This is a genomic window from Streptomyces sp. NPDC002787 (assembly GCF_053592095.1).
This window is the reverse complement of the sequence record NZ_JBSFVC010000001.1, coordinates 204,735-228,544: the sequence shown is the minus strand read 5'-3', so window position 1 is coordinate 228,544 and position 23,810 is coordinate 204,735. Positions and strand designations below refer to the sequence as shown.

Sequence of the window (23,810 nt, the reverse complement as noted above, 5' to 3'; positions counted from 1 at the left end):
AAGTTTCGAAATCGTCCGCCCCTCCCCCGTACGGCCGCTCCGCCGTTCCATCGGCGTCACCTCACCCCGCCCCCAAGGAGGCCCTCTGATGTGGTTTCGCCACCCGTCCCCGGTCCACCTAAGACGCTTACTCGCCGTGCTCGCGCCCTTGCTGCTCGTGGCGACCTTCCTCGGTGCCCAGCCCGCCCGCGCGGCGACCGTAGACCCCAACGCCTCGTATGTGCTGGTCAACCGCAACAGCGGCAAAGCCCTGGACGTCTACAACATGGCGACCAGCGACGGCGCCCGCATCACCCAGTGGACCAGGAACGATCAGAACCAGCAGCAATGGCAGTTCGTCGATTCCGGGGAGGGCTACTACCGCATCAAGTCCCGACACTCGGGCAAGGTGCTGGACGTCCACAACTGGTCCACCGCGAACGGCGGCTCGATCGTCCAGTGGGCCGACCTGAACGCCACCAACCAGCAGTGGCGGCTGGCCGACAGCTCGGACGGCTACGTGCGGCTCATCTCGCGCCACAGCAACAAGGCTCTCGAAGTGCAAGGTGCCTCCACCGCCGACAACGCGAACGTCGTCCAGTACGACGACTGGGGCGGCACCAACCAGCAGTGGCAGTTCGTCAAGGTCGGCGCCGGCAACCCCGGCCCGTGCGATCTTCCATCGACATACCGCTGGACATCAACGGGCGCGCTGGCGCAGCCCAAGCCGGGGTGGGTCTCGCTCAAGGACTTCACCGTCGTCCCCTACAACGGCAGGCAACTCGTCTACGCGACGACGCACGACACGGGGACGCGCTGGGGTTCGATGAACTTCGGCCTGTTCACCAACTGGTCGGAGATGGCCTCGGCCAGCCAGAACACGATGTCGACTTCCACCGTCGCGCCCACGCTCTTCTACTTCGCACCGAAGAACATCTGGGTACTCGCCTACCAATGGGGCAGGACCGCCTTCTCCTACCGGACGTCGAGCGACCCCACCAACCCGAACGGCTGGTCGTCCGAGCAGGTGCTCTTCTCCGGAAGCATCTCCGGCTCCGACACCGGGCCCATCGACCAGACGCTCATCGGTGACGGGACGAACATGTACCTGTTCTTCGCCGGTGACAACGGCAAGATCTACCGGGCCAGCATGCCGATCGGGAACTTCCCGGGCAGCTTCGGCTCGACCTCGACCGTGATCATGAGCGACACGAAGAACAACCTGTTCGAAGCCCCGCAGGTCTACAAGCTGCAAGGCCAGAACCGCTACCTCATGATCGTCGAGGCTATCGGCGCGCAGGGCCACCGCTACTTCCGCTCGTTCACGGCCACCAGTCTGAACGGCTCATGGACGCCCCAGGCCGCGACCGAGAGCAATCCCTTCGCCGGCAAGGCCAACAGTGGCGCCACCTGGACCAACGACATCAGCCACGGCGAACTGCTCCGCACCAGCCCTGATCAGACCATGACCGTCGATCCCTGCAACCTGCAGTTGCTCTACCAGGGGCGCAGCCCCAACTCAGGCGGCGACTACGGACTCCTGCCCTACCGTCCGGGTCTGCTGACACGGCAACGGTGACGGCATGACACAGGTCCGACTCCGGTAGGGGTCGGGGGGCGGGCTCGGCGGAAGGCCGGGCCCGCCCGAGGACCATCCCGTAACGCGGTGCCCCCGCCGGTAGCGCTTGCTCACGGTCCAGGCGCACCGGGTCGCCCGTGGAAGGCGACCCAGCCCGTGGTGCTGACGATGACGGCCCTGGCCGTGCCGGCCGAGAACACGTGGCTTCCGGGGCGTCGGAGACTGGGCCGGGCCTGTCCCCGCCGACCGCCGGCGGGGACAGGCGATTCAACCGGGAACCCCGGGGATCTGCGCGAAGGCCAATACCTACGCCTGGACATATACGCAACCAGCGACTCCCTCCTGGTGGGCTATGCCAAGCCGCCCCCGCCCGCGCTGGCCACCGGCGGCACGGCGGTTACCGCCATCGGCGGTGCGCCGGGCAACGCAGACACCGCGACGTTCAGGGTCGACGCCGACCGGGCCGGTCTGCACGCGCCGCGCGTCCGCTCCTCTTCGGCGCATGGGCCGGTTCCGCTGAGTACTGGGGCCGGCGGACCCTCCAGCGCTCCATCCGGACCATCGCGCATCACGTCGGCCGGCGTATCGAGGCGTTCGCCGGTGACCCGGCGACCACCCCGTGCCAGTTCGTCGTCGGCAGCCGCCGTGCGCTCGCCGGCTGCCGCGCTCGGGCCGCCTGCGCAGGCTCTTCGGCGCCGAACTGTTCATCCGCACCCGCAAGGGCGTTGAGCCCACGCGCCGGGCGCTCGAACTGGCCCGCCGTATCGAACCCGCCCTCGTGATCCAGGGCGCGGTCACCGGCCGGGACATGTTCGACCCCGCCACCGCCCGGCAGGTGTTCGCTCTGGGGATGTCCGACGACCTGAAGGCCACACGCTGCCCCGGCTGCTGGCGGCCACAGCCGGACTGCCGGGCATCCGGATCGCGGTACGACAGGCCAACCGCAAACAGCCCCACCCCGCTGAATCCCATACAGTGCAGCGGCAGTTCGGCAGTGGCTTCGAAGCTGCCTTGGCGTGCTTGGTGGGCAAGCCCGGGGGCGGTTTCCATGTGTGCTGCGGCTTCGGTGTCTGCGAGGCCGACGACCATCTTCTCTGCCTCGTCGGGTCGAGTGCGCATGAAATGAGCAGCCAGGCGAACCTGGGTCCAGCTGGGCCACCCTCATGCCACGCATCGCCCTCACACCCCGCCAATACTGGAGAGACGGAGCACAACAGCGAACTCGGCAACTTCCTGCGCTCCCATCGCGCACGCCTCACCCCCGACACCGCCGGACTGCCCTCCGGCGGCGGGGCCCGCCGCGTGCCCGGGCTGCGCCGCGAGGAGGTCGCCCTGCTGGCCGGTGTCAGCGACGAACGCTCACACATCACCGCCGCGGCCTCCTGACCATCAGGGCTCTCACGCAGATGCGGCAAAGGCTCCCTGCTGGGATCCGAGCGGCTCCCAGCGTGTTGGCGATCGTCATGGGGGTGTAGCCTTCAGTTTATAACGACTGTCATAGGAGGATGTCGTGACCATCATCACCGTGAACACACCCAAGGGGCGCCTGAGCCTGGAGCAGCGCCGCGAGCTGGCCGAGACGCTGACGGACGCGGTACTGGTGCCCGAGGTGGGCCAGTTCGCTCCGGCCGCCCGGCCCGGGTTCCAGGTGCACTTCGTCGAGCGCGAGCGGGACATGATGGCCATCGGCGGCCGACTGCTGGCGGACGCCGACCCGGAACTCGACGTGATGGTGATCGACCTCGCCGTCATGGAGGCCGCCTGGCAGCCGGAGGTACGGGCCGAGGTGATCGAACGTGTGCTGGCCGCGCTGGCGGCGGCCTGCGGGCTGGAGAAGCCGGCGCCGGCCTGGTGGGTCAACTTCCGGGTCATCGACGAGGGCAGCTGGGGCTCGTCCAGCGGTGTGCTGTCGATCCTGCCGCTCCTGCAGAGCGGAGTGTTCACGCAGGAGCGGGTCAAGGCGGTCCGTGCCGCGCTGGGCACCTGAAGCCCAAGCTGTTGGGGCGCGGCCGGGCCCAGTTGTTGCCATGGCTCCCTCTACGGCCGCGACGATGAGCGTCGCGAGGTTCGCCGCCCACTAGGGCTCCGCACCGTGCTCACACAGGGAGTCGGCGAGCAGTCCCTCCCGTGTGGTGACGCAGGCTGCGCGCGGTCCACTCACCCGTGTGGCACACGGCCTCGGTGACCAGCTGCTGCTTGCCCTCGGGGCAGTAGCGGTACGTCGAGCCGAGCGGTGACCTGGCGTGCTCGGCCGTCTCGCGGATGCTCGTCGCTCACGCGCCGACGGACTGGACTCGGTCACCCCGGACCCCTCCGCTCCCTGAGATATAACAATCGTCATAACCTGCTGTCATCGTCTCCAGTAGCGACTGTCACGGTCCTGCTGCGTCGCCCAACCGTCCTGCTACGTCGCCGAAACGGACACGAGATGCCTCTCAAGCCCATCTCGTCCTGGGTGACGGCTGACCACACCGCCCAGACCTCGCCCTCACGGAGAAAGCCGATGCACACCCCCCTCACCCAGCCGCCCGCAGGAGCGGGAGCCGAGTCCCTGGAGCACCAGAAGGCGGCCATCACCCGTCTGGGACACGAACTGCGCGCACTGGTGGAAGCCACGGTCCGCACCACTGCCTCGCCGGACACTCTCCACCGCGTGGCGGACGGCGTCCGTCATGTCACCGGCCAGTTGACCGGGCGACGCCGCGCACGAGCGGAAATCCCCGAAGTGGACGGCTTCCCCGGGGGGCCGCGGATGTACAGCCCTGCCGTCGGGGCGGGCAGCCCGCTGGCCCCGCCCGTGAGCATCACGCCCACCGACGACGGCCTGATCGGTCACTGCACGCTGGGCATCGCCCACGAAGGCCCGCCCGGCTACGGCCACGGCGGCATGAGCGCCATGCTCCTGGACGAACTCATGGGCCAGGCCTGCACCGCCGCCGGAACGCCCGGCCTGACCGTCTCCCTCCAGATGCGCTACCACCAGCCCATCCCGCTGGAGACACCACTGCGCATCCTCGGACGCGTCACCGGCACGGACAACCGCAAGGTCTTCGTGACCGGGACGATCACCACCCAGGCGGCCCCTTCCATCAACCTGGTCACAGCGGACGGTGTCTTCATCACGCCCGACCCCGACCGCGCCCGCGCGCTGTTCCCCGGCCTGCGGGAAGAGACGTGACAGCGGGGCCATTTTCGAGGCCCGGTCGGGCACCCCGACCACAGCGGCCGGGCTGGTTCCCTGGAGCCCGCCCCGCCGGCCGACGACGAGACGGCCGACGACGAGACGGTTGACGCATGCAGATGGAGATCCGGGCCGCCGCGATCCGCGGCATCGAGGAGGCGGTACGCGAGCACTTCACCCCCTCGTACGCCCCGTGGGACCAGAGGGTTTGCATCACGGCCGACGCGGACCTGTTCAAGGCGATCAAGCGCGAGGAGGTCGACGTGGCCACCGACCACATCGACGGCTTCGTGGCCGAGGGGATCCGGCTGCGGTCGGGCAAGGTACTGCCGGCCGACATCGTGGTGACGGCGACCGGGCTGAGCATGCTGGCGTTCGGCCACATCGCGGTGAGCGTCGACGGCGAGCCGGTCGAGCCCGCACGTCACCTGCTGTGGCGGGGCACCATGCTCAGCGACGTGCCGAACTTCGCGCTCTGCTTCGGCTAGGTCAACCTGTCCTGGACCATGCGGGCGGATCTCACCGCGCGGCTGGTGTGCCGCATCCTCAACCACATGCGCCGCGCGGACCTCGCGGCGGTCACTCCGCCCGCGGAGCCCGGCGTCCGGGAACGACCCATGATCGAACTGGCGGCCGGCTACGTCCATCGGGGCGTGCAGAGCTTCCCCCGGCAGGGCCACCGCGCGCCGTGGCGGATGCGCCAGACCTATCTGCTGGACTCCGCCGACATCGCGCGCGCCAGCCTCCGTCGCGAGCTGCGCGGTGTGCCCCGTGCGTCGGTGCGGCCGGCCGGCGACGACATCCGGACGGGAGGCTGACCATGGCGGATCTGCACGGCGTGTGCGACGAGCGCTTCGCGAAGGTGGCCGCGCTGCTGTCCGGGAACCTCGACGCGGGCGACGAACTCGGCGCCTCGATCGCGGTTCTGGTCGACGGGGAGCTGGTGGTCGACCTGTGGGGCGGATGGGCCGACCAGGGCCGTACGGCGCCGTGGCGCCGCGACACGATCACGAACGTCTGGTCGTGCACGAAGACGGTCACGTCGCTGGCGGCGCTGCTGCTGGTGGAGCGAGGACTGCTCGACATCGACGCCCCCGTGGCCCGGTACTGGCCGCAGTTCGCCGCACGAGGCAAGGAGGGCGTGCTGGTCCGGCACCTGCTGTCGCACACGTCCGGTGTCTCGGGGTGGGAGCGGCCGGTGACCGTCGCGGACATCCGTGACGTACCGGCGTCGACGGCCCGGGTGGCCGCTCAGGCGCCGTGGTGGCCTCCGGGCACGTCGTCCGGCTACCACCTGCTCAACTACGGGCATCTGGTGGGCGCGTTGGTCCGGCGGATCGACGGGCGCACCCTGGGCCGGTTCGTCGCCGAGGAGATCGCCGGCCCCCTCGGCGCCGACTTCCATGTCGGCCTGCCGGACTCGGAGTTCGCCAGGGTCGCCGATGTCGTACCGCCGCCGCTCCGGTCGAGCGGTCTCGCCGGCGCCGATCCGAACGGTGTGGCGATGAAGACCTTCACCGGTCCCCTCGGCGGTGCCGACGAGTCGTGGCGCCCGGAGTGGCGTCGTGCCGAGATCGGTGCGGCGGGCGGCCACGGCAGCGCCCGGTCGCTCGCCCGGATCCACTCCGTCATCGCCTGCGGCGGCACGCTCGACGGCGTGGAGCTGCTGTCCCCACGGACCATCGACCTGATCTTCAGTGAGCAGACCGACGGACCGGACCTGGTGCTCGGGGCGCATCTGCGCTTCGGCATCGGGTTCGGACTGCCGTCCCCGGCGGTGCCGTATCTCCCACCGGGACGGATCTGTTTCTGGACCGGATGGGGCGGGTCGGTGGTCGTGATCGACACCGAACGCCGGGCCGCGATCTCGTACGTCATGAACGGCATGGGCACCGGACTGCTCGGCAGCGACCGCACGGCCCAGTACGTCAAGGCCGCTTTCGCGGCCCTCGAGATCCGACCAGCACTGTGACCAGCGGTCTAAAACATCTGTCATAATTATAACGAGTGTTATACCGAAAGGGGTGTACCCATGGCCGAGCCCGTAGTGATGGTGGCGACGATGGTCGCGAAGCCGGGTCAGGAAGAGCTGGTCGAGAAGACGTTCAAGGCGGCCATACCCGCGGTGCACGCCGAACCCGGGTGCCTGCTGTACGCGCTGCACCGCAAGGCGGGCACCACCGGTGAGTTCGTCATGATCGAGAAGTGGGCCTCGCAGGAGGCACTGGGCGCGCACATGAAGGGCGCCGCGATGCGGGAGATCGGCGTCGCCCTGGCGCAGGCACTGGCCGGCCCCCCGGACGCGCTCTTCCTGGAGGCGATCCCCGCCGGCGCCCCGGAGTCCGGCGCCATCTGACCGCACGCGGGCACCGGGCCGACGATCACACCGCCCGGCCCGGGATCCCCACGCAAACCGAGGAGCTTTCCCCATGAAGAGCCTGATGTTCGTCGCCCCCGGGCAACTGCGCTTCGACGAGATCGACGCCCCCACCCTCGTCGAGGGCACGGACGCGCTCGTGCGCCCGCTCGCGGCGACGACGTGCGACCTCGACCACCATGTCATAGACGACAAGACGCCGTTCTCCGGATTCGGCCCGTTCCCTATCGGCCACGAGTGCGTGGGCACGGTGGTCGAGGCCGGCCCCGACTGCACGGACGTCGCGGTCGGTGACGTCGTCGGCGTCGCGTGGCACATCGCTTGCGGCACCTGCGCGCGGTGCGAGCTCGGACACACCGCCCGCTGTCTCCTCCACGGTGACGCCCAGTACGGCCTTCCGGTGAACGGGGCCTGGGGCGGGACCTTCGACGAACTCATCCGCGTCCCCTACGCGGACTTCAACCTCGCCAAGCTGCCCGCCGGCGTCGACCCCGTGCACCTGGCGTCGATCGGCGACAACCTCGCCCTCGGCTGGGAGACGGTGATGCCGACCGTCGCCGGGATCTCCGACCCGAGGGTCGCGGTCTTCGGCGGAACCGGTTCCATCGGCCTCTACTGTGTCGACGTCGCGGTTCACTGCGCCCGCGCCCACACGGTGTACTACGACGACGACCCGGTCAGGATGAAGGTCGCCGAGCAACTCGGCGCCGAGGTCCACGACATCCACGGCAAGCGCGAGAAGGACTTCCACCTCGCCGTGGACGCCAGCTGCGACCCCGAGCGGCTGCGCAAGGCACTGCTGTCGGTCATGCCCGAGGGACACGTCAACAGCGTCGGCATCTACTTCGACGAGGTCCAGCTCCCGCTGCTCGCGCTGTACCAGCGTGGAGTCCACTTCCACAACGGCAAGGGCCACGCACGGCCGAACATGACACCGACCCTGGAGGCGGTGGCCGCCGGCACGCTCCACCCCCAGATGGTCACCAGCGGAATCTACGGTTGGGACGAGATCCCCGACGTGCTGACCTCCGGCCGGGCCGGCCACAAGCCGATCTTCGTCCTGGAGAACTGAGGCATCGGCGCCGTCGGCGTGCCGCGGAGAGCACGGCTCGAATCGAGGATGTCGCCACACCGACCGTGCGGCAGGCACCACAGGCCTGAAGGGGCGGCCACAACGCAGCACCGGCTTCATCCGCGCACCCCTCAGGGCGAACTCACGCAGCCACACGGACATGGCGGTCCCGGCAACGATCAGAGCTTTGCCGGTCGTTGTGCCGGGTGAGATACTGGCGCGCTGCGGAATCAGCGGAGCATACGGGGGCGTGATGGGCCAGGCGGTGACCGCGGCCATGCTGCGGGTGGCGGATGTACACAAGTCGTACGGCCGAGGCGTCAACGCCGTTCATGCCCTGCGTGGCGTTTCCTTCGAGGTCCCTCGGGGGGAACTCGTCGCTCTCAAGGGACGCTCGGGCTCGGGCAAGACCACATTGCTCAACATCGTCGGTGGCCTGGACGAACCGGACAGCGGACGTGTCACCATCGACGGGCTGCACCTTCGGGACCAGGGTGAGGACGCCCTCCTCGCGCTGCGCCGGGAGCGCATCGGCTTCGTCTTCCAGTCGTTCGGGCTCATCCCCATCCTCACGGCCGCCGAGAACGTGGGCGTACCCCTGCGGTTGCGCAGGGCGGACCCGCGCGAGCGGCGGGAGCGCGTCGAACTGCTGCTGTCCCTCGTGGGGCTCGCGGACCATGCCGCGCAGCGTCCGGGCGAGTTGTCGGGCGGGCAGCGCCAGCGGGTCGCCATCGCCCGGGCGTTGGCCAACAGTCCCTCGATTCTCATCGCCGACGAGCCGACCGGCCAGTTGGACGCGGAGACCGGGCACTCCGTGATGGAACTGCTGCGCGCGGTCGTCCGCAGCGAGCGGATCACGGCTCTCGTGGCCACCCATGACACGACCCTTCTCGACCTCGCCGATCGTGTGCTGGAGCTGAAGGACGGCGAGATCACCGAGTCGTGACGGTGAGTCTCAGGACCCCGGCTGTTCGTCGGCCGAGTCCTGGCCGTGACGGGCGTTGCGGGCGTCGTCCGGGCGGACGGCGATGTGGTCGGGTTCCAGTTCCAGGGCGACGCGGTCGCGCATCCCCAGGGCCCGGGTGTACTCGGCGGGGAGTTGGAGGCGGCCGGCCCGGTCGAGCATGGCGTATTCGCGGGCGACCAGGTTCTCCTGGCCGGTGGCGGAGTCGACTTCGCTGTGGCGCAGGACTTCCGTCGCCGTGCGGCCGTCCCGGATGGCGACCGTACGGCGGACCTCACCGGCGACGGACTGGTCGTGGGTGACGATCACGATGGTGGTCCCCAACTCCTCGTTGGCGGTGCGGAACGCGGCGAAGACCTGTTCGGCGGTGTGGGAGTCGAGTTCGCCGGTGGGCTCGTCGGCGAGCAGGACCGCGGGATCGTTGGCGAGGGCGACGGCGAGGGCGACGCGCTGCTGCTGGCCGCCGGACATCTCGTGCGGCCGACGGTCGCGGCATTCGGCGACGCCCAGCAGGTCGAGGAGTTCCATGGAGCGCTCGGCCCGGGCTCGGCGTCGGCCTCGGGCGCGAGCCAACTGCAGGGGCAGGGCGACGTTCTGCGCGGCGGTGAGATAGGGCAGGAGATTGTGGGAGGTCTGCTGCCGGACGAAGCCGACGGTCTTGCGACGGTAGGCGAGTCGTTCCTTGGAGGACATCGTGACCAGGTCGTGGTCGGCGACGCGGGCCGCGCCGGCGGTGGGTCTGTCCAGTCCGGCCAGGATGTTCATGAGGGTGGACTTGCCGCTGCCGGAGGCGCCGACCAGGGCCATGAGCTCGCCCTGGCGAACGAGGAGATCGAGGCCTTGCAGTGCCTGGACCTCCACTCCGTCGGCGGAGAAGATCCGTACCAGCCGGTCGCAGGCGATCAGGGCGTCGTGACCGTAGGCGGCGGCGTCGCGCGCGGCGAGGGCACGGTCGGCGAGTTCGTGGAAGGTCGGAGTGCTGGTCATCGGCTGCTCCTGGGCGGTCGGAGGGGCACGGGCCGGTGCCGGAGGGGGCTTGGTCTCGGGATTCTGCTCACTGTCTAGTTGTCACCCAGCCTCAGTTCGCGCACCGAGCCACGTCGGCCGGTCCACCAGGCCTGGCCGGCGGGCACACCGATGGCCAGGAGCAGCACGGCGAGTGCCGGAACCGCCAGTGAGAGCGGGTCGGTGCGCAGTACGGCCCCTTCTAGAGCGGACGGGGAGGCCAGGGCGATGGTCGTGAGGTCGACGCCGGGCGACAGCAGGTGAATGGCGACCCAGCCGGTCAGCACGCCGCCGGCCGCGGCCAGGAACGCCTGTGGGAGGGCCGTGAGGATCAGCAGGCGGCGGCCCTGGGACCGGGTCATGCCCATCGTGCGCAACCGGGCGAGCAGGGCGCCGCGTTCGGGCGCGGTGCGCAGCACGGTCAGCACGAGCGCGAGGATCGCGTACCCGGCGCCCGCGGCGACCGCGACACCGTACAGGCGTTCCGCGCCGGACTGCAGCGGTGAGTCGACGTGCCGCGTGCGTTCCTCGGTGCGCAGCCGGACGGTTGCCGCTGTGCCTTCCGCCGCCGAGCGCAGCACCCGGCCGTTCAGGGCGTCACCGGTCAGCAGCAGGGTCGTCGTCCGCGCCGCGTCGTGGGGAAGGCCGGCACGGTCCACGATCAGGAAGTCGTCACCGAACACGGCCGGGGTGCGGTCCCGGACCAGGACGATCCGGACGGTGACGGAGGTGCCGTCCGGGAGCAGGACGGAGTAGGGGCCGGTGCCGTACTCGTCGGCCACGCGAGGTGAGGCCAGCGCGGGCAGGGGCCGGTCGGGGCTGCCCGTCGTGCCGGTGTCCGCCTGGCGGAGGCTCGGCGCGTCGAACGGCCCCAGGCCCGTGTGGTGCGACAGGTGCGCATAGGCGTCGGGGTCCACACCGGCCAGCGGTACCGGCTGACTGCCCTGTTGTGGCTTCGCGTCGTAGGTGACGTTCGCTTCCGTCATGTCCCGTACGCCGGGCAGCCGGCGTACGCGGTCGGGCAGGGCTCGCGGGAGTTCGCCGGTGGTGGTCTCGATCCGGCCGTCGGCGCCGACGTAGCGGAGCGCGGCCTGGTCGCGGGCCGCCGTGACCCCTGCCAGGACCGAGCCGCCGAACGCGGCCGTGGTCAGCGCGCTGAGCAGGGCGAGCAGGGGCAGCACGGCGAAGCCGGGGGCGCGGGCCACCTGGGCCAGCGACAGCGGAATCACCAGGCCTCGCATGCGCGTGGTCGCCTTGCTCAGCGCACGCAGCGGCAGGGGGTGGAGGCGTGCCAGCAGCAGGGCCGCGACCACGCCCGTCAGCAGCGGGGCGGCGGCCACCAGACCGGTGCTGCCGGACCCCTGTCGGCGCAGTGCGACGACCGCCCCCGACGCGATCACCAGCACGGACAGTTCCGCCACCGTACGGCGCCGCGGCGGCCGGGCGGCAGTGAGGTCCTCCCGCCCGTCGTGCATCCGTACCGTGCGGTGCGCCGCCACGGCGCGCAGGGGGAACGCGACGCAGGCGAGCAGGGTGACGGCGAGGGCGGCGGCGACCGCCGGCGCGGTGCGGGCGCCGGGCAGGACGAGCAGTGCGGCGGTCAGTCCGAAGGCGCCGGCCGGCACTGCCACCACCGCCGTCTCGGCCAGCAGCCGAACGGCCAGGCCGGGCAGTGAGGCGCCGCGGGCACGCAGCAGGGCCAGCTCGGCGCGCCGGCGATCGGCTGCCACGCCGCCGGCCATGGCCAGGACGATCACGGCGAGGCTGCCGGTCCCGACGGCGGCGAGGAGAAGCAGCGGGTCGATCCCCGACCGTAGTCGGGCATGGTCCGCGAGGACCTCGTCGAGATTCGTCTGGGCCTCCAGGCCCTCGTCCACGGCCGCCCGCAGTCGCTGCACTCCCGGCCCCGACTCAAGGGCGGCCACGGCGGACGCCAGACCGTCGAGATCGTGGGCGCGCAGGGTGGCGACGTCGGGGGCCACATTCCAGTACCGTTCCGGGCGGCCGGGGGTGCCCAGGAGCACCGGGCCGGCATCGGGGGCGAGGAGCAGGCCACCGAGCCAGTGGACTTCCGACGGCGGAAGATCGGGCCGGCGGCTCAGCGCGGGGGTGCGCAGCACCGGCATCGCCGACCAGTAGGCGCCCTCGGGGACGCGCGGGACGACGATTCCGGTGACCCGGACGGCGAGCGGGGCGCGTGCCGAGCCCGGTACGTGGATCACCGAGCCCACCCGGATGTCGAGCGTGCGGGCGGTGTCCATGGTGACGGCGGCCTCGACCTGCACGGTCGCCGCGGTCACCGGCGCTCCCGTTGTGCGCGGCAACCGGCCCTCGCTGAGCCGGGCGTGGGAGGCCAGGTCCTGCTGGGCGGCGAGCAGCATTTGGGCGGGCCGGCCGGCGGGTTGGGGAAGCCAGGGGTCGGACGCCTCGAGGGCGACGGTCGTGCGCACGCCGTACGACGACTGCGCGGGGTCGGGAACCAGCGGCGCCTCGGCGGTGGCGAGAATCTCGGCCCGCGCCGCGGTCAGCGGACCGACGCGCAGGGCGGCCTCCAACTCCTCGACCGTGTCCATCCAGGGCAGCGGGACATGCGTCTGCACGGTCGTCTGGTCGGGCAGGGCCTGCTCGACCGCCCGGCGCAGCCCCGCGTCCCCGTACCGGTCGACGGCGCGCGGGTACGCGGCGGCCAGCGCCGTGGTCACGGCCACCAGGAGCGCGAGGGCCACGGAGGTACCGGCGAAGGCCCTCAGCCGGGTCCGCAACCCGGCCCGTACGTGCGGTGGCGCGGTCTTCGTCTCCCCGTCCCGAGGGGGCACCGCCTTCGTCCGCCCGTCCTGAGGGGGCACCGGCTGCGTGGTCACTGCGTCACCTCGTCCCTGAGAGCGGTCACGGGTTTCGCCCGCCGAAGGGCGAGGGCCACGGTCACGAGTGCGGGGCCCGCCGCGAGGGCCGCCAGCAGGGCGGTCAGGCGCGGGAGCGGGAGTTCGACCAGCACCGGTGGGAGCGGCCGGGTGGCCTGCCCGGTCAGGACGACGAGGGGAACCAGCGCGTGCGTCAGCACCGTGCCCAGGGCCGTGCCGACCAGCAGCGCCAGGGTCACCAGTACGCCGTGCTCCACGGCGACCAGCCGGGCCAGCCGACGGCGCGGTGTCCCCAGGGCGCGCAGCACGGCGAACTCGCCGTCCCGGGTGCGCATCGCCCCTGCCGCGCTCACCGCGAAGCCGAGCGTGGCGAAGAGCACCGTCACCGCCGCAGCGGCGATCAGCGCTGCTTCCGGGGCCGCCCCGAACGGGTCGTCGCGCAGTTTCGCCGCCGTCTCGTCGCGCACCATCACCCGCTCCGGATCGACGTCGGGCAGAGCCCGCGCGGCCGCCGCGGTGGCACCGGGCGCGGCCGTGCTCAGCCACCACTCGGTGGGCTTCAGGCTGGTTCCGTAGCGGTCCTGCAGCACCCGGTTGACGGCCCGGAGATCGACCAGCAGCGCCCCGCCGTCCCGCGTGGTGGCTTCCGTCGTTGGCAGGGCGCTCGCGGTGCGGACGATGCGTACGGGAACGGAACGGCCGTCGAACGTCACCTCCACGCGCTGCCCTTCGCGCGCACCGGACGCGGTGAGGAACTGGTCGGTGGCGACCGCGACGATCTCGGGCGGCGCGGGCTGGGTGATGTTGAGCCGGACCTCCAGCGGCAGGGCGAGCGGCGAGAACTCGGGCAGTTGGTACCCGGTGCTGTACATGAGGGTGACGGGTGTTGTCGACGTGAGCCGGGGGCGGGTCGGCCGGGCGTCGTCGTCGGGTGGGGCGGCGGCCGAGTCGGCCTCGACGGCGGTCGTCCACCTCGTCGGCAGGGTCAGCTGCCGGACGTCACCGTCGCCCGCTGTCGCCGTGAGCGCGCCGAGGACCAGGCGGTGCCGGTGTGGACGGTCGGTCGGCTGCGGCGTACCGAGTCGGAGCCCGGTCAACGCCAGGGGGCCCCGGGCGCCGTTCAGATCCGGGGTCAGTCGGTGCGGGCGGCCGTCGGCGGCGAGGTGGCCGGACGGTAACTCGTAGGAGGTTCCGTGACGGTCCCGCACCGTGAGCGTGACGTCCGCCTCCGTCCCCGGCGTGGTGCTGTGCAGGGCAGCGGTCAGTGTGAGCCGGGTGGTGCCCTCAGGTACCTCGATGCCCGCGGGGGCTCCGCGCGGTGCGAGCCCGGCGAGCAGCGGACCGTCCGTCAGATCGCGCCGCGCCAGCATCGCTCCGGCGGCCTCCGTCGTGTTCAGAGCCAGGACGGTCGCGTTTCGACTGCCGGAGAGCGAGACCGTGCCACGGACCGCGGGGGCGACCGCGTCGACGTGCGGGAGGTCCGTGTAGACGTCCGCACGGCCCACACCGCCGCCCCCGGAGGCCAGGACGCGCACATCGGCACCCACGCGGAAGTCGGCCTGGTCGGCCTGGGAACGGTGCCAGGAGGCGTCCTGCCCGATCGCCACCACGCCCAGCGCCACGGAGATGACCAGGAGCAGCACCGGACCCGCCCCCCGCATCGGTCGGCGACTGAACTGCCAGCCGACCATGGCCGCGGTCAGTCCGTGCCCGCGGGTCAGAAGGCGCTCGCCGACACGCGCCAGCAAGGGCAGCAGTCGCAGCACCAGAACCGTTCCGGCGAGCAGCACCAGAGCGGGCGCCACCACCAGCAGCGGGTCGACGCCGAGGACACCCTCGCGGTCGGCGGTGACAGCACCGGAGTCCTGGCTGCCGAGCAGCCAGAAGGCGACACCGGCCACGGCGAGCAACCCGACGTCCGCCCCGGCCCGCAGCGGTGCGGCCAGCGCCCCTGCCCGCACCGCGACGGTGCCCGCGAAGGACGCCCGCCACGCCGGGACGGCCACCGCCAGCGCGCACAGCGCGGCCACGCCCGCGGCGACCGCCCACACCTCGGGTCGGCCCCCGACCGGCACGTCGACGCGCACCCCGGTCCTGCCCAGCGCCCCCTGCGCGGCCAGCAGCCGCGTCAACGGCCCCGACAACAGCGGCGCCACCACCACCGCCGGCAAAGAGATCAGCAGGGCCTCCAGCGCGGCCAGGCCCGCCAGCCGTGCCCGGGTGGCACCCCGCGCACGCAGCAACCGGGTCTCGGCCGTGCGGTCGGCGTTGAGCAACCGTGCGACGAGCAACAGGGCGCAGGCCGCGAGCAGTCCGAGCTGACCGGCCACGATCAGCATGCCGGCACGCGTGACGAGCAGGGAGCGTTCGATGCGGTCCAGTACCTCGGGCAACGCGGTGTCCGCTACGGTCGCGCTGCTGAGCGCTGGGCGCTCGCGCAGTTCCGCGCTCCCCGAGCGGGCGGCCTCGCGCAGCGCGCCGATCCGCTCCGTCGTCAGCGAGGAGTAGTCGGCCGAGACCAGCCAGCCCGACGCGCCGACGCTCACCCGGCCCGACGTCGGCACGCCCGCTGCGGTGAGCAGAGGACCGTACGTGGTGAAGCTCGACGCCTTCACGCCGCGGCCGCCCAGGTCGTCCAACTGCCAGTAGGGTGCCCGGAGGTCCACCGGCCGGTACACGCCGGTGATCAGCACGCGCACCGCCGGGCCGTCCAACTGGTCGGTGACGGTCAGCCGGGAGCCGGGCCCCACCCCGAGCCGCCGGGCGGCGCTCTGCGGCAGTGCGACCTCGATGGGCCCGGCGGTCACCGCCTCACGGGGGAGCCGCCCGGCGACGGTCCGCACCTGTGTGCGATCCAGGGCCGCGAAGTACGTGAGGTTCGGGTTCCCGTCCCGCTCGGCGGGCGGCCGCAGCGCACCCGGCAGGGCGTACGGCCCGGACCGCAGCAGGGTACGTACCCGCACGGGCAACCCGGCGAAGACGGTACGGGCCCCCTCGCGCACGGCGTCGTCGGCCGCCTGCCGCTCGTCGGCCGGCACGTCGGCCTTGAGCACCAGAGCGGCCTCGGCAGCGGTGCGCTGCTCCGCGAGTGACCGCCGCAGCGCCGCGTCGCCTATCGCACCCGAGTAGGCGGTGAGCGCGGCCAGCACGGCCGTGGTCAGCAGCACGGTCAGCAGCACGGCACCGAGGAGCGCGCGATACACCCACGCTCGCAGCACAATGAATCGCAACACGCCCGCGGGCGCCGCTCGTTCCCCCACCAAACCCCCCGGTTTCCAACCACACGGACCGGAGCGCGATGCGGCGTCGGTAGCGTGCGACTGCAAGAGGGCATTGTAGGACTGACTTTGGTCGCCTTGTGATCGGATATCGGCGAGTCTTAAGGGTCCTCGCAGTCGAACAGACCCGATACGGATGGTCAGTCGGAAACGGCCCGGAGCAGCCCGCTGGGACCTGCTTTCACCAGACGACCTCGGCTTTCGGAAGCCGGAATTGTCCCGTCAGGGGAGCTTCTCAGCGGTAGTTCGCGTAGCTGTCGTCATAGTTCAGGGCATGGCGGGCTCGGGGTCGGAGGCACCGGCGGTCCAGTGGCAGGCGTCCTTCTTGGTTGTGCGCAGGTCAGCGATGCGTTGCCGCGCGGTGGAATGCCGACCGCGGCGGCGATGTCCGAGTCGGTGACGCCCGCCACGGAACGGCCAAGGTACTCAGGGCGAGGAGGCGGTCTGGAGTACCCGCCAGTCGGAGGAATGCCGGCGCACACGACGGCAACGCGGGGTTCCTCCGGACCGTGGTGCAGAAGGGAGCGGTCGTCGCCGGGATCGCCTAGACCGTGCGCCGCCGGTTCGGCGTCGAGCAGCCCTGGCCGGACCGGACCTGCCGCCGCACCGGATCGGCTGCGGCGTGCAGGGTCCCATCCCGTAAGGCACCAGGTATCCCAGCTCCGACCAACAGCTCCGGGGCGTCTCCGGGTCAACGGTCCTGCTATGGCGTCTCGCTCGCGTCGGCGCGGAGGCGAACCTTCACGCTCCGAAGGACCGCAGGAGGTGCTGGGCGATGGTGGCTACGTGGGGCGGGTCGATGAGGGAGAGGTGGTCGCCCTCGACAGGCACCACTTCCAGGCGCGGGCAGAAAGACGCCCAGCCGAGGTCGGCGTCCGTCCTCAGGTAGCGCGGGTCGAGCGCGGTGATGAGCTTGTGGGGCTGCCGGGCGCGGTACAGCACCACGTGGCCGTGGTAGGGGCGGGGCCGGTAACGCTCGCCGACACGGGCGTCGATGTAGGACGTCCGCTGGTGCTCCAGGATTGCCGGGCTCATGTCGAGTCCGGCCTCGGCCACCACGCGCATGACGACGTCGATCTGCTCCTCCTCGGGGGTGACAGCCAATTCCTCGTAGGGCAGTCGCACGTGGTGGCCGTAGGTCCTCTCGATGTATTCGACGAAGCGGCCGAAGCGTTCGAGCAGCATCTGCGACGAATCCAGATCCGGTCCGGATGCGGGCAGGATGGTGTCGATGAGGCCGAGGAAGTCGACGGTTTCCCCGGCGTCCGTCAGCTGCTGCGCGGTCTCGTAGGCGAGGCATCCACCGAAGGACCAGCCCAGGAGCCGATAGGCCCCCTGCGGCTGAATCTCCTTCATGAGGGTGAGGTAGTGGGCGGACTTCTCCTCCATCGTGCCCAGCGCGTCCAGTCGTTCCATTCCGTACACGGCCTGGTCCGACGGCAGGAGCTGGGTCAGGGGGTGGTAGACGGACGTGGGACCGCCACCTGGATGGAATACGAACAGTGGGGGCTTGGCGGCACCTGCTCGATGCGGACGCAGGACACTCACCACGCGGTCGCCCGCGGGGTTGACGGTCGGGCGAACCAGCTCCGCGAGGGCGGCGACGGTGCGCTGTTCGAGTACCGTCCGGGCGGTGAGGTTCAGCTGGGCGCCGCCCAGCCGGCAGCGGATGAGGCCGATGAGGTCTTCGGCCGTGCGCTGACTGCCACCCGCCAGGACGAAGTCGGCGTGGACGTCGGTGGGGGGCTGCCCCAGGACCTTCGCCCACGCACCGGCCACCAGGCGCTCGGCGGCATCGCGCGGCTGGGCGGTGGACGGCAGCGTCGCGGAGGGAGGGCGGAGTGGCGTGGTGTCGCCGCCTGCGTCGGGCTGTACGGGTGACGTGGCGGTGTCGGCCGTGTCCCGGCGGAGTCCGAGTGCTCGCAGGACGTTGTCGCCGAGGTCGCGCAGCGTCGCGCCGCGCAGCATGAGGTCCGGGGGCACGTCGACGGCGAAGTCCTGCTGGACGGCGTTGCGGATGCGCACCGCCATCAGCGAGTCCAGGCCGAGTTGCGGCAACGGCACGGCTGCGTCGAGCCCCGATGCGCTGAAGCCCATGATGGCGGCGGTGCGTTTGGCCAGGCGCTGGAGTACCTTGTCCGCCGCCCCGTCACCGAGGGAGTCGATGCCGGCGGGACCCTTCCAGTCCTCCGGGGGCAGGTCGTCGGTGCGCAGGCTGTGGGCGAAGAAGGGAATGCCCGAAAAGCCGGGGAACGCCTCCAACAGGCGCGGAGCGTCCAGGTGGAGGACGCCGGTGTGCGTGCGGTTGTGCGAGACGATCGTCTGCAGGGCGTCCAGTCCCTCATCCACGGTGAGGGAGTCCAGAGCGAGGACGCGATCGTCGGCGACGGCACCGGCGTCACGCCAGGGCCCCCAGGCGATCGACGTGGCAGGCTTGCCTTCCGCCCTGCGGCGCTGCGCCATCGCGTCCAGCCAGGCGTTGGCAACCGCGTGTGCGGCCTGCCCGGGTGAGCCGAGCAGAGCCGCCGCCGAGCTGTAGAACACCCACCAGTCGATGTCATGGCCGGCCAGGGCGGCCTCCAGATTCAGCGCGCCGGTGGCCTTGGGCCGCAGCACGGCGTCGAGGTCGGTGGTGTCGAGATCGGTGATCATACGGTCGTGCAGGACGCCCGCGCAGTGGGCTACTCCGCGCAGGGTGTGTCCCTCCATGAGCGCGGCCTGCACCAGGCGCTCGGCCACGCCGGGGTCGACGATGTCTCCCTGCACCACGGCGATGGAGGTTCCGCCGGCGTGGAGCCGGGCGATGACCTCCTCGGCTTCGGGGCCGGGGGGCCGCCTGCCGTTGAGAACGAGGCGGCCGGCTCCCTGTTCGGCGAGGCGGCGAGCCGTTTCCAGGCCGAGACCGGTGAGTCCTCCGGTGATGAGGTAGGCGCCGTTGCCGCGGACGAACGGCGCCTCGTACTGCTGTCCCGACAGGTCGGCGGAGGTAAGACGGGCGACGAGGCGGGTTCCGGCCCTCCAGACGACTTCGTCTTCGGCGCTGTCGCCGAGCAGTTCCTGCAGGAGGTTGTCGGCCGCGTCGGGTTGGGTGTCGAGGTCGAGCAGGCAGGCCCGCAGCGCGGGGTCCTCGATGGCGAGTGTGCGTACCAGACCCCGCAGGCAGGCCAGGTCGGGGCGGCCGGCTTCGCCCGGTGCGGCGCAGCGGGAACGCTCGGTCACCAGCCACAGCCGGGGAGGCTGCTCTCCGTCGGGGCGGGAGGCGAGGCGACGCGCGATCTGTGTGGCGGTGTACAGAACCTTGAGGTCATGGGCCTCGGATGGGCGGGTCAGCAGCACCACCGCCCTGGGGTCCTCCGGCGGGTTGCTCCGCAGCCAGTCGTCGACCAGTTGCCCGACGCGGTCGGCCGAAGCGCACTCGATGGCTGTGGAGACGTTCCTCGCCTCCAGCGCCGCGCCGAGAGCGGCCGTCAGGGTGCTGCCCGCCCCGGCTGTGGGCTCGTCGACGAGCAGCAGGACGCTGCCCAGCCGGGCGGGGAGCGGAACCGGCGACTTCTGCCACTCGATCTCGTAGGTGAGTGCCTCCAGGGGCTTGGGCACGTCGTCACGCGAGGCAGGACCGAGCTGAAGGCCTGTCACGGTGATCCTCGATGGTGCCGCGTCGGCCACGACTGTCCATCTCAGGCCGTGCTCACTGCCCGGGGTGGGTGCGTCGACGGCGAGATCGTGGGCCGCGAAGGAGGTGGGAAAGGCCTGAATAGTGTAGTCGGTGCCGAGTGACGTGAGGTCCTCGAGCCGCAGACTCTGCACGCGGGTGGGGACGATCTCGGTGCGGGAGTCGTCGTGTGCGGCGTCGCCGGCCGAGGTGGCCGGGCCGGTTTCGGCCGGTGCGTACAGCACGGCGGCGAGGAGTTCCTCGTACGAGCGCGGGCCTGCTTCCTCCGGTGTGACCGGGGTCCAGCGCGTCACGACGGCGGGCGGGACGTCGGGGGTCTCCTCCTTGGAAGGTGTGAGGTCGGTGCGCAGCCGTGCCGATGCGTGACAGTGCCATGTGCCGTCCGCCGCCCGGGCGTTGATGGCGACGGCCGCACACGGGTCCGCGGGCTCCCAGGTGATGGTGACGGGTGTGCTGCTGGAGAGCGGCAGCCACCGATGAACGGCGAGTTCCTCGACGCGCAGGCCCGCGAGGCAGTCCCGACCGTGGATCTCCTGGGCAGCCTTGATCATGAGCGCGGCGGCTGCGGGCAGGTCCAAAAGGGGCCGACCGTAGAGGTGTCGTCCGGCAGCCTGTGCATCGCCGGGGCCGAGGTCCGTCTGCCACAGGACGGCGCCCGAGCGTGGGTCGTCGATACGGCGACCCAGCACGGTGTGGGACAAACCGGTGGCGCCGGTTGCCGGGCTGCGGCGGCGGAACCAGTGGCGCTCATGACGCCAGACGGGGCTGGGCAGCGGGACCCGGTTGCCCTGGGGCCACAGCCGGTCCTCTGCCACCCGTACCCCGGCGAAGTGCAGCCGGATCAGTGCTGTGCGCAGGTCGACTGCCTCGTCACCCTGCTTGCTCAGGGTGGACATCGCGACCGCATCCGCACCGTTCGCCGCCGTCTGCAGGGTCTCGCTGAGCGGGATGAGGGCGATGGGGTGCGGCGAGACCTCAAGGAAGAGATCATGGCCGTCAGCCGCGGCGGCGGCGACCGCCTGGCGCAGGCGTACGGGGCGACGCAGATTGGCGCACCAGTAGGCGGCGTCGGCGGTCACGTCGGATCGTGGGTCGTCGAGCACGGTGGTGTACCAGGCGAGACCGGGCGGACGGGTGCTCAGCGTGCCCAGGGTCTGCCTCACCTCGGGCAGGAGGGGGTCGACCGCGGGAGAATGGCCGGCTGCCCCGATCTCCAGAACGCGGGCGTAACGGCCCTCGGCGGCGAGTTCGTCGGCCAGCTGCCGCACGGTGGGTCCGGGTCCGGCGACAGTGCATCGGCGCGGGGAGGAATCCACCGCGATCTCCACGCCGGGGAAGCGCCGCAGAACCTCTGCGCGTTCCTCGACGGCCAGCTCCACGGCGGCCATCGCGCCGAGGCCTTCGGTGTCGAGGGTGGCCAGTCGCGCCGAGCGGGTGAGGATGACACGCAGGCCGTCGGCCAGGTCCAGGGCTCCGGCTACGACCGCGGCGCTGGCTTCTCCCATCGAGTGGCCGATGACGCCGGCAGGATGCACTCCGTAGGCCTGCAGGGTTCGGGCCAGGGCGATGTGCATGCCGAACAGCGCGGGCTGGAGGTGCTCGAAGCCACTGCCGGGATCCGGCCGGGTGAGCATCTGCCGTAGCGTCAGGCCCGTCTGTTCCTGGTAGAGGGGGTCCAGCTCGTCCACGGCGGCAGCGAAGAGAGGGTCGTCTTGGAGGAGGCGTGCGCCCATGCCCTCCCACTGCGAGCCGTGGCCGGAGAAGACGAACACGGGGCGGCGGGTACCGGATGAGCGGGCAGTGGGATGGTCGGTGCAGGGCGCGAGGATGCCGGGGCCTTCTTGGTCGCTTGTCAGCGCGGCCAGCCGATCGGCCGCCTCCTGGTGGGTGCGTGCGACGACGGCGGCGCATTCCGGGCCTCTTCGGTGACGGGCCAGGGTGTGCGCGAGGTCTTTCAACGCCGGCGGGTCATCGGCCGCCGTCTGCCGGGCCAGGCCGGCCGCGACGTCGCCGAGGCGCTGCCGGGAGCGGGCCGATACGACCAGCGCATGAGGGCATGCCGTCTCGCCGTCACCACTTGGGGAGACGCTGCCGCCGGGTGGGCTCGTGGGTGCCTGTTCGAGGACGACGTGTGCGTTGGTGCCGCCGAAGCCGAAGGCGGAGACGCCGGCCCGGCGTGGATGGTCTCGCTCGGGCCAGGCAGTGGGTGCTGTGACGACGCGGAGGCGAAGCGCTTTGAAGTCGATGTTCGGGTTGGGCGTGTGGAAGTGAAGGCTGGGCGGGATGACCTCATGGTGCAGTGCCAGTACTGCTTTGATCAGGCCGACGATGCCCGCGGCACCTTCCAGATGGCCCACGTTGCTCTTCACGGAACCGATGAGCAGTGGCTGGTCGGCGGGCCTGCCACCGCCGACGACGGCTCCCAGCGAGGATGCCTCCATCGGGTCTCCGAGCAGTGTCCCGGTCCCGTGTGTCTCGACGTAGTCGATGTCGGCGGCGTCGACCTGCGCGTTGCTGATCGCGCTGCGCAACAAGCGCTCCTGGGCCGCGGGGTTGGGGGCCATCAAGCCCGCCGAGCGGCCGTCGGAGTTGACGGCTGTGCCTTTGACGACGGCCAGGATCCGGTCGCCGTCGCGCTGGGCGTCCGCCAGTCGCTTCAGTACGACGACGCCGCAGCCCTCGCCCCGGGCGATACCGTTCGCGGCGGCGTCGAACGGCTTGCACCGTCCGTCCGCCGACAGCGCCCCCATCTGCCCCATCGAGGCCATGACCGCTGGTGAGAGCAGGACGTTGACGCCCGCTGCGAGCGCGGTGTCGCTTTCACCGCTGCCCAGGCTCCGGCATGCCTGGTGCACCGCCACCAAGGACGAGGAGCAGGCCGTGTCGATGGTCAGACTCGGACCGCGCAGATCGAACACGTATGACAGCCGGTTGGCGGTGATGCTGCCGGCGGCCCCGGTACTGGTCCACGGGGTCAGACGAGCGGGGTCTGCGGTGGTCAGCTGCCCGTATTCCAGCGCACTGATGCCGACGAACACTCCAGTATTGCTGCCTTCGAACGTGTAGGCGGGGCGTCCGGCGTGGTCCAGCGCTTCGCAGGCGACTTCCAGCAGCAGGCGCTGCTGGGGGTCCATCACGTCGGCTTCGCGCGGGGTGATACCGAAGTGGCCCGCGTCGAAGGCCTCGACGTCGTCGAGGAAGGCCCCCTGACGGGTGGTCCGTTCCAGCAGCGCACCGGAGCCGGGGCCGGTGGCGAAGTCCCGCCATCTCCTGGCGGGCACGTGGCCGACGAGGTCGCTGCCCGCCAGGAGATGCTTGAAGAACTGGTGGGGCCCGTTGATGCCACCGGGAAGGCGGCAGCCGATGCCGATCACGGCGACGGGGCACACGTCCCAGGCCGGTCCATGACCGTCGCCGCCGGTGGTGAAAGCCGACCGGACGGCGGACACGGTCGTGCGGGAGCCGCCGGGCGCGGCATGCTCCTGGTGGTCCTGCCGGCCCTCCTGGTGGTCCTGCCGGGCCTCCGGCGCGGGCTGCCGGGTCGTGCTCAGGTGCTGCGCGAGTTGTTCGACGGTCGGGTGCTCCCACAGCAGGGTGGGCGGCAGCGGCCGGCCGAGTGCGCGTTCCAGACGTCCGGTCAGGCCGACCGCGACACGCGAGCTGAGACCGTAGTCCATCAGGGGACGGGTGTCGTCGAGTTCTTCCGCGGGGATGCCGCAGACATCGGTGATGAGTGTGCGCAGGGTTGCCCGTAGCTCGGCGGCGCCGACCGGCGTCTGCCCGGACGCTGTGGCCGAATCCCTGTGTGGTTGCATCTGCCTCTCCCTGCCTGTCCCCTGAG

At 71.4% G+C, this 23,810-nt stretch carries 13 protein-coding genes and 1 pseudogene; 10 read left to right on the top strand and 4 right to left on the bottom strand.

The features are described from left to right. Nucleotides 1-88 precede the first annotated feature (88 nt). The 10 genes and pseudogenes from ACWD26_RS00885 to ACWD26_RS00840 all read left to right on the top strand — a co-directional run bounded on the left by ACWD26_RS00885 (nucleotide 89) and on the right by ACWD26_RS00840 (nucleotide 9,134). The gene (locus ACWD26_RS00885; RefSeq protein ID WP_451264792.1) at nucleotides 89-1,558 is read left to right on the top strand and encodes a non-reducing end alpha-L-arabinofuranosidase family hydrolase; all 1,470 of its coding nucleotides are present in this window, start codon (nucleotides 89-91) and stop codon (nucleotides 1,556-1,558) included. A gap of 1,233 nt (nucleotides 1,559-2,791) precedes the next feature. Beyond that, nucleotides 2,792-2,908 (top strand): annotated as a pseudogene (locus ACWD26_RS00880) (transcriptional regulator); the annotation flags it as partial. Between the two features lie 160 nt (nucleotides 2,909-3,068). Next, nucleotides 3,069-3,545 (top strand): tautomerase family protein, encoded by a 477-nt coding sequence (locus tag ACWD26_RS00875; RefSeq protein ID WP_451264790.1) that lies wholly within the window; start codon nucleotides 3,069-3,071, stop codon nucleotides 3,543-3,545. 516 nt (nucleotides 3,546-4,061) lie between these two features. Then, the gene (locus ACWD26_RS00870; RefSeq protein WP_451264788.1) at nucleotides 4,062-4,736 is read left to right on the top strand and encodes a PaaI family thioesterase; all 675 of its coding nucleotides are present in this window, start codon (nucleotides 4,062-4,064) and stop codon (nucleotides 4,734-4,736) included. 116 nt (nucleotides 4,737-4,852) lie between these two features. Then, nucleotides 4,853-5,227: a hypothetical protein gene (locus tag ACWD26_RS00865; protein WP_451264784.1), complete on the top strand. Its 375-nt coding sequence runs from the start codon at nucleotides 4,853-4,855 to the stop codon at nucleotides 5,225-5,227. Nucleotides 5,228-5,245: 18 nt separating this feature from the next. Then, the gene (locus tag ACWD26_RS00860) at nucleotides 5,246-5,557 is read left to right on the top strand and encodes a hypothetical protein (RefSeq protein ID WP_451264782.1); all 312 of its coding nucleotides are present in this window, start codon (nucleotides 5,246-5,248) and stop codon (nucleotides 5,555-5,557) included. Between the two features lie 2 nt (nucleotides 5,558-5,559). Next, on the top strand, nucleotides 5,560-6,711 hold the full coding sequence (locus ACWD26_RS00855; protein WP_451264780.1) for a serine hydrolase domain-containing protein: 1,152 nt from the start codon (nucleotides 5,560-5,562) through the stop codon (nucleotides 6,709-6,711). Between the two features lie 60 nt (nucleotides 6,712-6,771). Beyond that, nucleotides 6,772-7,095 carry a putative quinol monooxygenase gene (locus tag ACWD26_RS00850; protein ID WP_451264778.1) on the top strand — a complete coding sequence of 108 codons (324 nt, stop codon included), beginning with the start codon at nucleotides 6,772-6,774 and terminating at the stop codon, nucleotides 7,093-7,095. 73 nt (nucleotides 7,096-7,168) lie between these two features. Next, complete coding sequence (locus ACWD26_RS00845; protein WP_451264776.1) at nucleotides 7,169-8,188, top strand: zinc-dependent alcohol dehydrogenase; 1,020 nt, start codon at nucleotides 7,169-7,171, stop codon at nucleotides 8,186-8,188. 253 nt (nucleotides 8,189-8,441) lie between these two features. After that, nucleotides 8,442-9,134, top strand: a complete 693-nt coding sequence (locus ACWD26_RS00840) for an ABC transporter ATP-binding protein (RefSeq protein ID WP_451264774.1) — start codon at nucleotides 8,442-8,444, stop codon at nucleotides 9,132-9,134. A gap of 9 nt (nucleotides 9,135-9,143) precedes the next feature. Here ACWD26_RS00840 and ACWD26_RS00835 read toward each other — a convergent pair whose 3' ends face one another. From ACWD26_RS00835 to ACWD26_RS00820, 4 genes are all read right to left on the bottom strand, one after another. After that, the gene (locus tag ACWD26_RS00835; RefSeq protein WP_451264772.1) at nucleotides 9,144-10,139 is read right to left on the bottom strand and encodes an ABC transporter ATP-binding protein; all 996 of its coding nucleotides are present in this window, start codon (nucleotides 10,137-10,139) and stop codon (nucleotides 9,144-9,146) included. A gap of 74 nt (nucleotides 10,140-10,213) precedes the next feature. Further along, nucleotides 10,214-13,018 (bottom strand): ABC transporter permease, encoded by a 2,805-nt coding sequence (locus tag ACWD26_RS00830; RefSeq protein WP_451264770.1) that lies wholly within the window; start codon nucleotides 13,016-13,018, stop codon nucleotides 10,214-10,216. Beyond that, on the bottom strand, nucleotides 13,015-16,251 hold the full coding sequence (locus ACWD26_RS00825; protein WP_451264768.1) for an FtsX-like permease family protein: 3,237 nt from the start codon (nucleotides 16,249-16,251) through the stop codon (nucleotides 13,015-13,017). The genes ACWD26_RS00830 and ACWD26_RS00825 overlap by 4 nt, the downstream gene beginning before the upstream one ends. 786 nt (nucleotides 16,252-17,037) lie before the next feature. Next, nucleotides 17,038-23,784 (bottom strand): SDR family NAD(P)-dependent oxidoreductase, encoded by a 6,747-nt coding sequence (locus ACWD26_RS00820; RefSeq protein ID WP_451264766.1) that lies wholly within the window; start codon nucleotides 23,782-23,784, stop codon nucleotides 17,038-17,040. Between the last annotated feature and the right edge of the window lie 26 nt (nucleotides 23,785-23,810).